The following is a 16,817-nucleotide window of genomic DNA, read 5'->3' on the forward strand; positions in this document are numbered from 1 at the left end:
GGCCGTCTGAAACATTCAGACGGCCTTTGTCATTTTAAATATGGTTCTCTACTTATTTTTTCTCCATTGCTTTCCTTATTTATTCAGACGGCCTTAATCTCTACCCTCTTTTAAGTCCTCTAAAAAATAAAACCGCAAGACTGGCTTGCGGTTTTATTTTCACAATAATCGCTCGGGATTATTCGTCTGAAGCTTCGGTTTCAGAAACTTCTTGATCGGCTTGCTGCCATTGTTGATGGCGGCTGCGGTGGTAGGTCAAACCTGTACCGGCAGGAATCAAACGACCGACAATCACGTTCTCTTTCAAACCGCGCAGTTCGTCTTGTTTGCCCATAATAGCGGCCTCTGTCAAGACGCGGGTTGTTTCTTGGAACGATGCCGCAGAAATGAAACTGTCTGTAGACAAGGAGGCTTTGGTAATACCCAGCAACACGTTTTCGTAACGTGCCGGCTCTTTGTCTTCAGCCATGGCTTTTTCATTGGCAAGCATCACATCGCCACGCTCAACTTGTTCGCCAGTAATGAACTCTGTATCACCGGAATCAACAATGTTCACTCGACGCAGCATTTGGCGGATGATGACTTCGATGTGTTTATCGGAAATCTTCACACCTTGTAGGCGGTAAACCTCTTGTACCTCTTGGACAATGTAGCGAGCCAATGCTTCGATACCTTGCAGACGCAGAATGTCATGTGGATCTACAGCACCGTCCACGATGGTTTCACCGCGGTTTACCACTTGACCGTCGTGTACCAAAATCTGTTTCTCTTTAGAAATCAGGGTTTCGTATGCTACACCGTCTACGTCGGTAATAATCAGGCGCTGTTTACCTTTGGTTTCTTTACCGAAGGAAACGGTACCGGTAATTTCAGCCAACATGCCGGCATCTTTCGGCACGCGTGCTTCAAACAATTCGGCTACGCGTGGCAGACCACCGGTAATATCGCGGGTTTTAGAAGACGCTTGTGGAATACGCGCCAACACATCACCCTTACCGACTTCCTGACCTTCACGGATGGTAATCACCGCACCGACCGGGAATGCCATAGAAACTGGGGTAGTCGTACCAGGAATGCAAATTTCCAGACCATTTTCATCCAACAGTTTGACAGTCGGACGCAACAGTTTAGAAGCACTAGAAGAACGACGTTTGCCGTCAATCACTACCAGAGTAGACAAACCGGTTACATCGTCAGTTTGTTTCGCAACGGTAACACCCTCTTCCACGTTCTCGAATTTCACCATACCTGCGTGTTCGGTAATCATCGGACGGGTATGCGGATCCCAAGTTGCCAAAGTTTGACCGGCTTTAATGGCTTCGCCGTCTTGTACCAGCAGGATTGCACCGTAAGGTACTTTGTGACGTTCACGTTCGCGACCGATATCGTCGTGAATCACTACTTCACAAGAGCGGCCAATGACAACCAATTCGCCTTTGTTGTTGGCAACGTAACGCATTTGGCTGCTGAAACGAGCTGTACCATTGGATTTGGCTTCCACTTGGCTGGCTGCTGCCGCACGAGATGCCGCACCACCGATGTGGAACGTACGCATGGTCAGCTGAGTACCTGGCTCACCAATAGATTGTGCAGCAATTACACCTACAGCTTCACCAGCGTTAACCAGTTTACCGCGCGCCAAGTCGCGGCCATAACAGTGTGCACACAAACCATGACGGGTTTTACAAGTAATTGGCGTACGGACTTTGACTTCATCGACACCGGATTGGTCGATCATATCTACCAGTTTCTCGGTCAACAATGTACCGGCTTCAACCAAAGTCTCGCCAGTTGAAGGATCGACAACATCAGAAGCAGTAACGCGACCCAAAATACGCTCACGCAAAGCTTCAATTACATCACCGCCTTGTACTACTGCTTTCATGACAAAGCCGTCTGAAGTACCGCAATCATCTTCAACAACGACCAAGTCTTGAGTTACGTCTACCAGACGACGGGTCAGGTAACCAGAGTTTGCCGTTTTCAACGCGGTATCCGCCAAACCTTTACGCGCACCGTGGGTAGCAATAAAGTATTGCAATACGGTCAAACCTTCGCGGAAGTTAGAGGTAATCGGCGTTTCGATAATAGAGCCGTCAGGTTTGGCCATCAAACCACGCATACCGGACAACTGTTTAATCTGAGCCGCAGAACCACGGGCACCAGAGTCGGCCATCATGTAAATAGAGTTGAAGGACTCTTGATCAACTTCGTTGCCGTCACGGTCGATAACTTTTTGTTTAGACAGGTTGTCCATCATCGCTTTAGCGATCTTATCGCCGGCACGTCCCCAAATATCGACTACTTTGTTGTAACGTTCACCATTGGTTACCAAACCTTGACGGTATTGGTCTTCGATTTCTTTAACTTCGGCATTAGCCTCGGCCAGCAAGGCTGCTTTTTCTTTCGGTATTTCCATATCGTCAACCGCAATGGAAATACCGCCTTTAGCCGCAAAACCGAAACCGGTATACATCAGGTGGTCGGCGAAAATAACAGTTTCACGCAGGCCGCACAGACGGAATGATGCGTTAATCAGTTTAGAAATTTCTTTTTTCTTCAGCGCTTTGTTAATGTACTCGAACGGCAGGCCTTTAGGCAAGATTTCGCTCAACAATGCACGGCCGACGGTTGTTTCGTAACGGTTAACGACAGGCTCAAACTCACCTGCTTCGTTTTTCACCCATTCGCGCAGACGTACGGTAATTTTCGTACCCAGTTCAACCTGTTTGGTATGGTATGCACGATGCACTTCTTTCACATCGGCAAACAGGCTGCCTTCGCCTTTGGCATTGATACGGTCGCGGGTCATGTAGTACAGACCCAATACGATATCTTGAGAAGGTACGATGATTGGTTCGCCGTTGGCTGGAGACAATACGTTGTTTGAAGCCAGCATCAGCGTGCGTGCCTCCATTTGTGCTTCCAAGCTCAATGGAACGTGTACAGCCATTTGGTCACCGTCAAAGTCGGCGTTAAATGCGGCACACACCAATGGGTGCAACTGAATCGCTTTACCTTCAATCAGGATAGGTTCGAACGCTTGAATACCCAAACGGTGCAGGGTTGGCGCACGGTTCAGCATAATCGGATGTTCGCGGATTACTTCTTCCAAGATATCCCATACTTCAGGTACTTCTTGTTCTACCAGTTTTTTCGCAGCTTTAACGGTAGAAGCCAAACCTTGTTTTTCCAATTTATGGAAAATGAATGGTTTGAACAACTCCAACGCCATTTTTTTCGGCAGACCACATTGGTGCAGACGCAGGTATGGGCCTACGGTAATCACTGAACGACCGGAGTAGTCCACACGCTTACCCAGCAGGTTTTGACGGAAGCGGCCGCCTTTACCTTTAATCATGTCAGCCAATGATTTCAGCGGACGTTTGTTGGCACCGGTCATGGCTTTACCGCGACGGCCATTATCCAACAGGGAGTCAACTGCTTCTTGCAACATACGTTTTTCGTTACGAACGATGATGTCAGGAGCATGCAGTTCCAACAGACGTTTCAGACGGTTGTTACGGTTAATAACGCGACGATACAAATCGTTCAAATCGGAAGTGGCAAAACGACCGCCATCCAATGGAACCAACGGACGCAAATCAGGTGGCAATACCGGCAGCACATCCATAATCATCCATTCCAGTTTCATACCGGAACGGTGGAAGGCTTCCAATACTTTCAAACGTTTAGCGATTTTTTTAATTTTGGTGTCAGAGCCGGTAGATTCCAGCTCTTGACGCAGGATTTCGATTTCGCCTGCTACATCCAAGGTACGCAGCAATTCGCGGATACCTTCTGCACCCATTTTGGCATCGAAGTCGTCGCCGTATTCGTCCAATTTGTTGTAGTAATCGTCTTCTGTCAGCAATTGACGACGTTGCAGCGGAGTCATGCCGGGATCGGTTACCACAAATGCTTCAAAGTACAATACGCGTTCGATATCGCGCAAAGTCATGTCCAGTACCATACCCAAGCGGGAAGGCAGGGATTTCAAGAACCAAATGTGGGCAACTGGTGCAGCCAATTCAATGTGGCCCATGCGTTCGCGGCGTACTTTAGACAAGGTCACTTCTACGCCACATTTTTCACAGGTTACGCCTTTAAATTTCAAGCGTTTGTATTTACCGCACAAACATTCATAATCTTTGACCGGGCCAAAGATTTTGGCGCAGAACAAACCGTCGCGCTCAGGTTTGAACGTACGGTAGTTGATGGTTTCAGGTTTTTTAACTTCGCCATAAGACCATGAGCGGATGGTTTCGGGAGAGGCAATACCGATTTTGATGGCATCAAACTCTTCTTCCATGCCGGCAGTTTGCAACGGATTAAATAAGTTCAACAAATTCATTTTTGCTCCTTGAAGGAAGTATTTTTACCGCATGGCGGATTTTCGATATTGGGAAACGGTACTTTTGATTTCAGACGGCCTAAATGCCGATTGCTTCATTCTTATTCTGAAACCGCTTTTTCAGACGACCTTAAAAGGCCGTCTGAAAACTTCTGTTTAGTAACGTTCCAAATCGATATCCAAGCCCAGTGAGCGAATCTCTTTAACCAATACGTTGAAGGATTCAGGCATACCGGCATCGATTTTGTGTTCGCCTTTGACGATGTTCTCGTACATTTTGGTACGGCCGTTCACGTCGTCAGACTTCACAGTCAGCATCTCTTGCAGCGTATATGCCGCACCGTATGCTTCCAATGCCCAAACCTCCATCTCACCGAAACGTTGGCCACCGAACTGAGCTTTACCACCCAGAGGCTGCTGGGTAACCAAACTGTATGGACCGGTAGAGCGGGCATGCATTTTTTCGTCAACCAAGTGGTGCAGTTTCAGATAGTGCATCACACCGACTGTAACCTTGCGGTCAAATGCTTCACCTGAACGGCCGTCATACAGCGTAATTTGAGTTTTACTATCGTTGAAGCCCAGTTTCTCAACCTCAGGATCTTCACTTGGGTAAGCCAAGTTCAACATTTCGCGGATTTCAGACTCTTTTGCACCGTCGAATACAGGAGAGGCGAAAGATGCGCCTTTACGCAGGTTGGAAGCCAATTCGATGATTTCCTCATCTGTCAGGCTGTCCAAATCTTCTTTCTTACCGCTACCGTTGTAGAGCTTGTTCAAGAATTCACGCAGCTCGCTGGCTTTGCGTTGCTCTTTCAGCATACGGTCGATGCGTTCGCCGATACCTTTTGCCGCCCAACCCAAGTGAACTTCCAAAATCTGACCGATGTTCATACGGGAAGGTACGCCCAATGGGTTCAGTACGATGTCTACTGGACGGCCGTCAGCCATGTAAGGCATATCTTCCACCGGCAGAATGCGTGATACCACACCTTTGTTACCGTGGCGACCCGCCATTTTGTCACCGGCTTGCAGACGGCGTTTGATGGCGATAAATACTTTCACCATTTTTTGTACGCCCGGTTGCAGCTCGTCGCCTTGGGTCAGTTTTTTCTTCTTGATCTCATACAACTCATCCGCTTCTTCACGTTTTTGTTGCAGGCTCAATTTAATCAGTTCCAACTGTTTGGCCAAATCTTCGTCAGCCAGACGGATGTCAAACCAATCATGTTTGCTGGACAGGCTTGCCAGATATTCGGTAGTGATTTCACTGCCTTTAGCCAGCTTCATCGGACCACCATTGGCTTTTTGACCAACAATCATACGCTCGATACGGTCGAATGCGTCATTATCGAAAATACGCAATTGATCGCCCAAATCTTGACGGTAACGTTTCAATTCAGAATCAATAATGGATTGAGCACGTTTGTCGCGTTGGATACCTTCACGAGTAAAGACTTGAACGTCGATAACGGTACCGCTCATGCCAGTAGGCATACGCAATGAAGTATCTTTTACGTCAGATGCTTTTTCACCGAAAATGGCACGCAGCAGTTTTTCTTCAGGAGTCAGTTGGGTTTCGCCTTTAGGCGTTACTTTACCTACCAAGACGTCACCGGCTTCTACTTCTGCACCGATATATACGATACCGGATTCATCCAAACGGCTTTGCATACGCTCAGACAAGTTCGGAATATCGCGGGTAATGTCTTCCGCACCCAGTTTAGTGTCACGTGCAACAACGTTCAGTTCTTCAATGTGAATCGAAGTATAACGATCGTCCGCAGCCACTTTTTCTGAAATCAGAATCGAGTCTTCGTAGTTGTAACCGTTCCATGGCATGAAGGCGATGGTCATGTTTTGACCCAAAGCCAACTCGCCCAAGTCGGTAGATGCACCGTCGGCCACCAAGTCACCACGTTGCAACACATCGCCTGCTTTTACGGCCGGACGTTGGTTGATGTTGGTAGACTGGTTGGAACGGGTGAATTTAACCAAGTTGTAAATATCGACACCCACTTCACCGGCAGTCGCTTCATCATCATGAACACGAACTACGACGCGGTTGGCATCTACATACTCAACCACACCGCCGCGGCGGGCAACGATTGCAGTTGCAGAGTCAACGGCAACAGAGCGTTCGATACCGGTACCAACCATTGGTTTTTCAGGACGCAGGCACGGTACGGCCTGACGTTGCATGTTGGCACCCATCAATGCACGGTTCGCGTCATCATGTTCCAAGAATGGAATCAAAGATGCTGCAACGGATACCACTTGACCGGTTGCCACGTCCATATATTGAACGCGGTCAGGCGTTGCCATAATAGTTTCGCCTTTTTCACGACAAGTAACCAAGTCGCCAATCAAATTACCGTCTTTGTCCAAATCGGCATTCGCCTGTGCAATCACATAACGACCTTCTTCGATAGCAGACAAGTAATCGATTTCTTCAGTTACTTTGCCATCGACAACACGACGGTAAGGCGTTTCCAAGAAGCCATAATCATTGGTACGCGCATAAACGGACAATGAGTTGATCAAACCAATGTTTGGACCCTCAGGTGTTTCAATAGGACATACACGGCCATAGTGGGTCGGATGTACGTCTCGCACCTCAAAGCCTGCACGTTCACGAGTCAAACCGCCCGGGCCCAATGCAGATACACGGCGCTTATGGGTTACTTCAGACAATGGGTTAGTCTGATCCATAAATTGGCTCAATTGGCTAGAGCCGAAGAATTCTTTAATCGCGGCAGAAACAGGTTTTGCATTGATCAAGTCATGCGGCATCAAGTTCTCAGATTCTGCTTGGTTCAAACGCTCTTTAACTGCACGTTCTACACGAGCCAAACCGCTGCGGAATTGGTTTTCAGTCAACTCACCCACAGAACGAACACGACGATTGCCCAAGTGGTCGATATCGTCTACTTCGCCATGACCATTACGCAGTTCAACCAATGTCGCAATAGAAGCAACAATGTCTTCAACGCTCAGAACGTAACCGCCTTTTTCAGCTGTACCGGCCAAAGTTTCATTCAACAAACGGCCATACCAAGAGTTTTGTTGTGCTTCAGACAGTTTTTGCTCGTATGTGCGCGTATTAAATTTCATACGGCCTACGCGAGACAAATCATAGCTGTCTTCACTGAAGAACAAGCGGTTGAAGAGCTGCTCAACAGCTTCTTCGGTAGGCGGTTCGCCAGGACGCATCATGCGATAAATCGCTACGCGTGCAGCTTGCTGATCAGCAGTTTCGTCTGTACGCAGAGTGCTGGAGATGTAGCCGCCTTGATCCAATTCATTGATATAAAGGGTCGTAATTTCTTTTACGCCATGGATATCAAGCTTGGCCAACAGTTCTTCTGTAATTTCATCGTTAGCAGAAGCCAATACTTCGCCAGTTTCCGGATCAATCAGGTCAGCAGCCAATGCTTTACCCAACAGGCTTTCTGGCTCTACATCCAGACGAGTCAAGCCTGCATTGGTAATATCACGGATATTTTTCGCAGTAATGCGTTTACCTTTGGCGACCAGTACATTGCCTTCTTTATCCAAGATATCAACTTTGGCAGTTTCACCTTTCAGACGGCCTGCAACCAGATCAGTTTGAACACCGTTTGAAGACAAATAGAAAGTTTCTTTGTCGTAGAAAATATCCAAAATTTGTTCATTGTTGTAGCCTAAAGCTTTCAACAAAATCGTAACCGGCATTTTACGGCGACGGTCGATACGGAAATACAGCAAATCTTTTGGATCAAATTCGAAATCCAACCATGAACCACGGTAAGGAATAATACGAGCAGAGAACAACAACTTACCGGAAGAATGTGTTTTACCACGGTCATGCTCAAAGAACACGCCAGGAGAACGGTGCAGCTGGGAAACAATCACACGCTCAGTACCATTGATAACAAAAGAGCCACTTGGCGTCATCAATGGGATTTCGCCCATATACACTTCGTTTTCACGAACTTCTTTTACTGTCGGCTTAGATGCTTCTTTATCCAAAATCACCAAACGGATACGAGCACGCAATGGGGCCGCATAAGTAATGCCGCGCAATTGGCATTCAGGAATATCGAACAAAGGCTCGCCCAATGTGTAATGCACAAACTCCAAGCGCGCATAACCATTATGGCTCACAATCGGGAAAATAGAATTAAATGCCGCTTGCAGACCATCATCAGTACGTTGGTCAAAAGCATTTTCCAGCTGCAAAAATTTCGCATAAGAATCAATTTGGGTTGCCAGCAGGAAAGGAACATCTAAGACATTCTCTCGCTTTGCAAAACTCTTACGGATACGTTTTTTCTCGGTAAACGAATAGCTCATATACACTCCGAAAAGCAATTTTAAATAATAGGCCGTCTGAAACAACGGCATGCATCAATCTGATATTTACATTTATTTGCAATGATTTTATAAAGGCTATGCAAATAAATGTAAACAATGCCTGATGCTTATTTTAAGAAGTAAAATAAGGCTGGCAGAAAACTGCCAGCCTTCATAGGAAGCATCAAATTATTTGATTTCGACTTTAGCGCCGGCTTCTTCCAGTTGTTTTTGGATGTCTTCAGCTTCAGCTTTAGAAACACCTTCTTTCAGAGTTTTAGGTGCACCGTCAACGATGTCTTTAGCTTCTTTCAGACCCAAGCCAGTGAGAGCGCGGACAACTTTAATCACGCCAACTTTTTGATCACCGGCAGAAGCCAATACTACGTCAAATTCAGTTTTTTCTTCAGCAGCAGCTGCACCAGCACCTGCAGGGCCTGCAACTGCAACTGCAGCAGCAGAAACACCAAATTTTTCTTCAAAAGCTTTAACCAGGTCGTTCAATTCCATTACGGTCAAAGAACCAACGGCTTCCAAAATGTCTTCTTTAGTAATAGCCATGCTATTTATACTCCAAATATTGTATTAAAAAATAATTGATTAAATGAAACAAAATCGATTAAGCGGCTTCTTCGCCAGCTTTTTTCTCTGCCAAAGCAGCCAAACCACGTGCAAAGCCTGATACAGGAGCTTGCATAACGAACAACAGTTTGGACAACAGCTCTTCGCGGCTTGGAATAGAAGCCAACTCAGCAACCTGAGCAGCATCCATTACTTCGCCATTGTAAGAACCGGCTTTAATGATAATTTTGTCATCTTTTTTCGCGAATTGGTGCAGCACTTTAGCAGCAGCAACAGCATCTTCAGAAGCAGCATAAACCAATGGACCAACCATTTGATCGGCCAAATCTGCGAATGAAGTACCCTCTACTGCACGACGAGCCAGAGTATTTTTCAGAACGCGCAAGTAAACGCCTTCTTTACGTGCATTTGCACGAAGCTCAGTCATGCTGGAAACACTGATACCGCGATATTCAGCGACTACGAGAGTTTGAGCGTTAGCAATTGCTGCGCTAATTTCCTCTACGGCCACTTTCTTGGTTTCAATATTGAGACTCAAGGTCTACCTCCCACTGTTTATAAACAGGATACCGAAATGATATCCCACCAGCGCGGTAACCTAAAAAGACATCTTACAAGCAATCTTGCAATGTGTTTCAGGACTACCGTCTGCGTAGGGCAGTTACGATTAAATCTTACGATCCCTACGGTCTTGGACATCTACTTAATTTTAAGTAGCCCAAATTCAGGTAATCCAGAAAACCGGATCACCTGAAAATTTCTTAGTTGTTCACGCTTGCAGTATCAACGCGAACACCCAAACCCATAGTGCTGGATACAGCAACTTTTTTCAGGTACTGGCCTTTTGCAGCAGCAGGTTTGGCTTTAACGATAGCATCCAGCAGCGCATTGAAGTTTTCTTTCAAGTCAGCTTCAGCGAAAGAAGCACGACCGATAGTTGCATGAACGATACCGGCTTTATCTGTACGGTATTGTACTTGACCTGCTTTTGCATTTTTAACTGCTTCAGCAACGTTAGGAGTAACAGTACCTACTTTAGGGTTTGGCATCAAACCACGAGGACCCAAGATGGTACCCAATTGACCAACGATACGCATTGCATCAGGAGAAGCAATAACAACGTCAAAGTTCAGGTTACCAGCTTTGATTTCAGCGGCCAGATCTTCAAAACCGACAATATCTGCACCAGCTTCTTTAGCAGCATCTGCATTTGCACCTTGAGTAAATACAGCTACGCGAGTTGTTTTACCGGTACCTTTAGGCAGAACGACTGAACCACGGATAACTTGGTCAGATTTACGAGGATCAACGCCCAAGTTGAAAGATACATCAACAGACTCGTCAAATTTAGCAGTAGCAGCTTTTTTAACCAAAGCAATTGCTTCGTCGATTGCGTACAGTTTGTTAGCTTCAACAGAAGAGCGCAGAGCTTTCAAGCGTTTAGATACTTTAGCCATTATACAACACCCTCCACGTCCAAGCCCATTGAGCGAGCAGAACCTGCGATAGTACGAACAGCCGCATCCAAGTCAGCAGCAGTCAAATCAGGCTCTTTAGTTTTAGCAATTTCTTCCAACTGAGCGCGGGTCAATTTACCCACTTTGTTAGTCAGAGGATTAGAACTACCTTTTTGCAGACCAGCAGCTTTTTTCAACAAGATAGAAGCTGGTGGAGTTTTCATCACAAATGTAAATGATTTATCTGCAAATGCAGTAATCACGACTGGAATTGGCAAACCAGGTTCCATACCTTGGGTTGCAGCATTAAATGCTTTACAGAATTCCATGATGTTCAAACCACGCTGACCCAAAGCAGGACCAACTGGGGGAGATGGATTGGCTTTACCTGCAGGAATTTGCAGTTTGATGTAGCCGATAATTTTCTTTGCCACTTAAGGACTCCTAAAAACGGGTATAACGCGGAACCATTCCGCTTCCCAAACAGAATTTGCGATTATATCTGCTTAAAAAAAAATTTTCAAGCGAATTAAACCACTTAAATCTTTTCAACCTGACCGAACTCTAATTCAACCGGTGTTTCCCGACCAAAAATTTGAACTGAAACACGCAGTCTATTACGCTCGTAGTTAACTTCATCAACAATTCCATTGAAATCAGCAAATGGACCTTCATTCACACGAACCTGCTGACCCACTTCGAATTCAACTTTTGGTTTTGGCTTCTCAACACCTGTTTTGGCTTGTTGCAAAATAGCATCTGCATCTTTTTGAGAAATTGGGATTGGACGATTTCCGCTACCACCTACAAAGCCATTTACTCGAGGGGTACTCTTAACCAAATGCCATGAATCATCGGTCATTTCCATTTCAACCAACACATAGCCTGGATAGAATTTACGCTCACTGATGGTTTTTCGGCCATTCTTGATATCTACCACTTCCTCTACAGGAACGAGAATCTGACCGAAATATTCTTCCATGTTTTCACGAGCAATACGCTCTCTCAATGTTTTTTGAACATTTTTCTCGAAACCGGAATAGGCCTGTACCACATACCAACGCTTTGACATCTTTACCCTTTCCTATTTAATAAAACATCAAAAAACAACCATGAAATAATTGTATCTGCCGCATAAATGAAGGCTGCTAAAACTGCAACGAAGATAATCACGAATACAGTCATTTTGACCGCTTCATCACGACTTGGCCAAACTACCTTCTTAAACTCAGTCCAAGAGCTCTTAAAATATGCAAACAGACCTTCTTTCTTTTCAGGAGCCGGCTTATGACTTACCACGACTTCCTTTTTCTGATGGTCTTCTTTGCGTCCAGACGGATGTTCTGTCATCTTTACTCACTTATCAATACCCCACCCGCCTTCATTTTAGATAGTGGCATTGATCCATTAATTAATTCCAAATAATCTTAAAACTTAAGTACAAAAAAATTAACCGGCACAAGGCCGGTTAATTTTTTATTTGGCAGGCCAAGAGGGTCTCGAACCCCCAACCCTCGGTTTTGGAGACCGATACTCTACCAATTGAGCTATTGGCCTCTAAACTTAAGCGATTACAGAAGAAACCACACCCGCACCTACGGTACGACCACCTTCGCGAATCGCAAAGCGCAGACCTTCTTCCATAGCAATAGGCGCAATCAGTTCTACAGTAATGGTTACGTTCTCACCCGGCATTACCATTTCTACGCCTTCTTCCAAAGTAACTGCACCAGTTACGTCAGTAGTACGGAAGTAGAATTGTGGACGGTAGTTAGCGAAGAATGGAGTGTGACGACCACCCTCTTCTTTGCTCAGTACGTATACTTCTGCTTTGAATTTGGTGTGAGGAGTGATAGTACCTGGTTTAGCCAATACTTGACCACGCTCTACGTCTTCACGTTTAGTACCACGCAGCAATACGCCTACGTTGTCACCCGCTTGACCTTCGTCCAGCAGTTTGCGGAACATTTCAACGCCGGTGCAAGTGGTTTTTTGGGTTTCTTTCAAACCTACGATTTCGATCTCGTCACCAACGTGGATGATACCGCGCTCTACACGACCGGTTACTACTGTACCACGGCCGGAGATAGAGAATACGTCTTCGATAGGCAACAAGAAAGGTTTGTCCACAGCACGCTCAGGTGTTGGGATGTAGCTGTCCAAGGCAGCAGCCAATTCGAAGATTTTTTCTTCGTAAGCAGCATCACCTTCCAAAGCTTTCAGTGCAGAACCTTGTACGATTGGGCAGTCGTCGCCAGGGAAGTCGTAGCTTGACAACAAGTCACGGATTTCCATTTCAACCAGTTCCAACAGCTCGGCATCGTCAACCATGTCGCATTTGTTCATGAATACGATGATGTAAGGTACACCTACTTGGCGAGCCAACAGGATGTGTTCGCGAGTTTGAGGCATAGGACCGTCAGCGGCAGAACATACCAAGATCGCGCCGTCCATTTGGGCAGCACCGGTAATCATGTTTTTAACGTAGTCGGCGTGGCCCGGGCAGTCTACGTGTGCGTAGTGACGGGTTTCAGTTTCGTATTCTACGTGTGAGGTATTAATGGTAATACCACGAGCTTTTTCTTCAGGAGCGTTGTCGATTTGGTCGTAAGCTTTTGCAGCGCCACCGAATTTTTTAGCCAAAATAGTAGTCAAAGCAGCAGTCAGAGTGGTTTTACCATGGTCAACGTGACCGATGGTGCCAACGTTTACGTGCGGTTTGCTACGTTCAAATTTTTCCTTAGCCATGAGCTAATTCCTTTACATATAAAGATCGATTAAAGAACAATGGCCGTCTGAAAATTTATTTTCAGTTTCAGACGGTCTTTTCTGATTAGCCTTTGCGGGCTTCAGTTACAGCAGCAGCTACGTGAGCAGGAGCTTCAGCGTATTTTTTGAACTCCATGGAGTAAGTAGCGCGACCTTGGGTTGCAGAACGCAGGTCGGTTGAGTAACCGAACATTTCTGCCAGAGGTACTTCGGCACGGACTTTTTTACCGCCGATACCGTCATCATCCATACCCAATACAACGCCACGACGACGGTTCAAGTCGCCCATTACGTCACCCATGTATTCTTCAGGGGTTTCCACTTCAACTGCCATGATTGGCTCAAGCAGAGCAGGATTGGCTTTACGCATACCTTCTTTAAAGGCTTGAGAAGCAGCCAATTCGAACGCCAGTTGAGAGGAGTCAACGTCGTGTGAAGAACCGAAGATCAAACGTACGCGTACGTCAACTACTGGGTAACCTGCAACGATACCGTTAGGCAGGGTATCGCGGATACCTTTATCGACAGACGGAATGAATTCGCGAGGAATCACACCACCTTTAATTTCGTCGATAAATTCGTAACCTGCACCACCCGGCTCCATAGGTTCCATTTTGATCACAACGTGACCGTATTGACCTTTACCACCGGATTGTTTAGCGTGTTTGTATTCAGCTTCAACTTCTTTGCGGATAGTTTCACGGTATGCAACTTGAGGCGCACCAATGTTAGCTTCCACACCGAATTCGCGTTTCATACGATCAACAATAATTTCCAAGTGCAATTCACCCATACCGGAAATAATGGTTTGACCGGATTCTTCGTCTGTACGAACGCGGAAAGAAGGGTCTTCTTTCGCCAGACGGTTCAGGGCGATACCCATTTTCTCTTGGTCGGCTTTGGTTTTTGGTTCAACAGCAATGTGAATTACCGGCTCAGGGAATTCCATGCGTTCCAAGATGATTGGTGCGCTTTCAGCACACAGGGTTTCACCAGTGGTAACGTCTTTAAGACCGATCGCAGCTGCAATATCACCAGCGCGTACTTCTTCAATTTCAGTACGGTCTGCAGCAGTCATTTGCACCAGACGACCGATACGTTCGCGAGTACCTTTTACTGAGTTCAATACGGTATCACCGGATTTCACAACACCAGAGTAAACGCGGATAAAAGTCAACTGACCAACGTATTTATCGTTCAACATTTTGAACGCCAATGCAGAGAATTTCTCTTCATCGCTGGCTTGACGGCTGTCGGCTTCTTCAGTGTTAGGGTTAACACCTTGAACTGGAGGAATGTCGGTAGGAGCAGGCAGCAATTCTACAACTGCATCCAACATACGTTGAACACCTTTGTTTTTAAATGCTGAACCGCACAACATTGGTTGAATTTCACCAGCCAAAGTACGTTGACGCAATGCGCCTACGATTTCTTCTTCAGTCAGCTCATCACCGCCCAAGTATTTATCCATCAATTCTTCGCTGGCTTCTGCTGCAGCTTCAATCATGTTTTGACGCCATTCTTCAGCAGTCTCAACCAATTCAGCAGGAATATCGCCATAGGTAAAGGTTGTACCTTTATCGGCTTCATTCCAAATAATGGATTTCATTTTCAACAGGTCAACAACACCGCTGAAGCTGTCTTCCGCACCAACCGGAATCACGATAGGTACTGGGTTTGCGCGCAAACGGGTTTTCATTTGCTCAACAACGCGGAAGAAGTTGGCACCTTGACGGTCCATTTTGTTTACAAATGCCAAGCGAGGTACTTGGTATTTATTAGCTTGACGCCATACGGTTTCAGATTGAGGTTGAACACCGCCTACTGCACAGTAAACCATTACTGCGCCGTCCAATACACGCATAGAACGCTCTACCTCTACGGTAAAGTCAACGTGTCCCGGGGTGTCGATGATGTTGAAACGGTGCTCAGGGAACTGTTTCGCCATACCGGACCAATAAGAAGTCACAGCAGCAGAAGTAATGGTAATACCACGCTCTTGCTCTTGTTCCATGTAGTCGGTAGTAGCCGCGCCGTCATGCACTTCGCCCAATTTATGAGTCAAACCTGTATAGAACAAAATACGTTCTGTTGTGGTTGTTTTACCCGCGTCAATATGGGCAGAAATACCGATATTGCGATACAGGCTGATAGGGGTCTTACGAGCCATTTTGTTAGCCTTTCGATATTAGAAACGGAAGTGAGAGAATGCTTTGTTAGCTTCAGCCATGCGGTGTACTTCTTCACGTTTTTTCAACGCACCGCCACGACCTTCAGCCGCATCAATCAATTCGCCTGCCAAACGCAGGTCCATAGATTTCTCACCACGTTTACGGGCCGCGTCGCGAACCCAGCGCATTGCCAAAGCCAGACGACGTGAAGGACGAACTTCAACAGGAACTTGGTAGTTTGCACCACCTACACGGCGGCTTTTCACTTCCACGATAGGTTTGGCGTTTGCAATGGCTTCGTTAAATACTTCGATTGCTACTTTGCCGGTTTTTTTCTCAATTTGTTCCAGCGCACCGTAAACGATACGTTCTGCAACAGATTTTTTACCGTCAATCATCAATACGTTCATGAACTTAGTCAGCTCAACGCTGCCGAATTTAGGATCTGGCAGTACGTCGCGCTTAGGGACTTCTCTACGTCTTGGCATTTTAATTTCCTTTAATCTATTCAGTTGGGGCAATTCCCATGAATACCCAATTGAGTATTCACTTACTCGGCCGTTGTTCAGCTTAGGCGGCCGACGTGCCTATTTGAGTCCCGATAATTATTTAGGACGCTTAGCACCGTATTTAGAACGGGCTTGTTTACGGTCTTTAACACCTGCAGTATCCAAAGAACCGCGTACAGTGTGGTAACGTACACCTGGCAAGTCTTTTACACGACCGCCGCGAATCAATACGACGCTGTGCTCTTGCAGGTTGTGGCCTTCACCACCGATGTATGAAATTACTTCAAAACCGTTGGTCAGGCGAACTTTACATACTTTACGCAATGCAGAGTTAGGTTTTTTAGGGGTAGTTGTGTATACACGGGTGCACACGCCACGTTTTTGCGGGCAAGCTTCCAGTGCAGGCACTTTGTTTACGTACACAGGCTTTTGACGGCCTTTGCGTACCAATTGGTTAATAGTTGGCATATTTTCTCGTCCTGTTGAGTTAAATACTTGCCGACACCATGTCGACAAGATTGGAATTATATTTTTATTGCAAGGGTTTAGTCAAGCAAATGACTGATAAAGTTTGGTGTTTTCCAATTTATGTCTAAATTTTAGAAACAAAGGCCGTCTGAAACATTCAGACGGCCTTTGT

At 46.1% G+C, this 16,817-nt stretch carries 12 protein-coding genes and 1 tRNA gene; all 13 read right to left on the minus strand.

The genetic code is table 11. The features are described 5' to 3' along the window. Positions 1-178: 178 nt before the first annotated feature. Positions 179-4,354, minus strand: a complete 4,176-nt coding sequence (rpoC, locus tag HMPREF3047_RS01135) for a DNA-directed RNA polymerase subunit beta' (RefSeq protein ID WP_070711966.1) — start codon at positions 4,352-4,354, stop codon at positions 179-181. A 156-nt stretch (positions 4,355-4,510) separates the two neighbouring features. After that, positions 4,511-8,689, minus strand: a complete 4,179-nt coding sequence (rpoB, locus tag HMPREF3047_RS01140; protein ID WP_070711967.1) for a DNA-directed RNA polymerase subunit beta — start codon at positions 8,687-8,689, stop codon at positions 4,511-4,513. 189 nt (positions 8,690-8,878) lie between these two features. Beyond that, positions 8,879-9,250, minus strand: a complete 372-nt coding sequence (gene rplL, locus HMPREF3047_RS01145) for a 50S ribosomal protein L7/L12 (RefSeq protein WP_070583257.1) — start codon at positions 9,248-9,250, stop codon at positions 8,879-8,881. 58 nt (positions 9,251-9,308) lie between these two features. Next, the gene (gene rplJ / locus HMPREF3047_RS01150) at positions 9,309-9,809 is read right to left on the minus strand and encodes a 50S ribosomal protein L10 (RefSeq protein ID WP_070711968.1); all 501 of its coding nucleotides are present in this window, start codon (positions 9,807-9,809) and stop codon (positions 9,309-9,311) included. A 223-nt stretch (positions 9,810-10,032) separates the two neighbouring features. Next, the gene (gene rplA / locus HMPREF3047_RS01155) at positions 10,033-10,728 is read right to left on the minus strand and encodes a 50S ribosomal protein L1 (RefSeq protein ID WP_003677918.1); all 696 of its coding nucleotides are present in this window, start codon (positions 10,726-10,728) and stop codon (positions 10,033-10,035) included. Beyond that, positions 10,728-11,162, minus strand: a complete 435-nt coding sequence (gene rplK, locus HMPREF3047_RS01160) for a 50S ribosomal protein L11 (protein WP_002220151.1) — start codon at positions 11,160-11,162, stop codon at positions 10,728-10,730. Before rplK ends, rplA begins: the two co-directional genes overlap by 1 nt. A 104-nt stretch (positions 11,163-11,266) precedes the next feature. Continuing rightward, a complete protein-coding gene (gene nusG / locus HMPREF3047_RS01165) occupies positions 11,267-11,800 on the minus strand; it encodes a transcription termination/antitermination protein NusG (protein WP_070711969.1) in 534 nt (177 codons plus the stop codon). A gap of 2 nt (positions 11,801-11,802) precedes the next feature. Further along, positions 11,803-12,078, minus strand: a complete 276-nt coding sequence (gene secE / locus HMPREF3047_RS01170) for a preprotein translocase subunit SecE (RefSeq protein ID WP_070711970.1) — start codon at positions 12,076-12,078, stop codon at positions 11,803-11,805. A 131-nt stretch (positions 12,079-12,209) separates the two neighbouring features. Next, positions 12,210-12,285: transfer RNA gene (locus HMPREF3047_RS01175), tRNA-Trp, on the minus strand. Positions 12,286-12,291: 6 nt separating this feature from the next. Then, positions 12,292-13,476, minus strand: coding sequence for an elongation factor Tu (gene tuf / locus HMPREF3047_RS01180; RefSeq protein ID WP_002215366.1), 1,185 nt, complete (start codon positions 13,474-13,476; stop codon positions 12,292-12,294). A gap of 85 nt (positions 13,477-13,561) precedes the next feature. After that, a complete protein-coding gene (fusA, locus tag HMPREF3047_RS01185) occupies positions 13,562-15,667 on the minus strand; it encodes an elongation factor G (RefSeq protein ID WP_036491326.1) in 2,106 nt (701 codons plus the stop codon). An 18-nt stretch (positions 15,668-15,685) separates the two neighbouring features. Beyond that, positions 15,686-16,156: a 30S ribosomal protein S7 gene (gene rpsG / locus HMPREF3047_RS01190; protein ID WP_002240962.1), complete on the minus strand. Its 471-nt coding sequence runs from the start codon at positions 16,154-16,156 to the stop codon at positions 15,686-15,688. A 117-nt stretch (positions 16,157-16,273) separates the two neighbouring features. Then, positions 16,274-16,645 (minus strand): 30S ribosomal protein S12, encoded by a 372-nt coding sequence (gene rpsL / locus HMPREF3047_RS01195; protein ID WP_002218431.1) that lies wholly within the window; start codon positions 16,643-16,645, stop codon positions 16,274-16,276. Positions 16,646-16,817 lie beyond the last annotated feature (172 nt).

This window comes from Neisseria sp. HMSC075C10, from assembly GCF_001815615.1.
Taxonomy (GTDB): domain Bacteria; phylum Pseudomonadota; class Gammaproteobacteria; order Burkholderiales; family Neisseriaceae; genus Neisseria; species Neisseria subflava_A.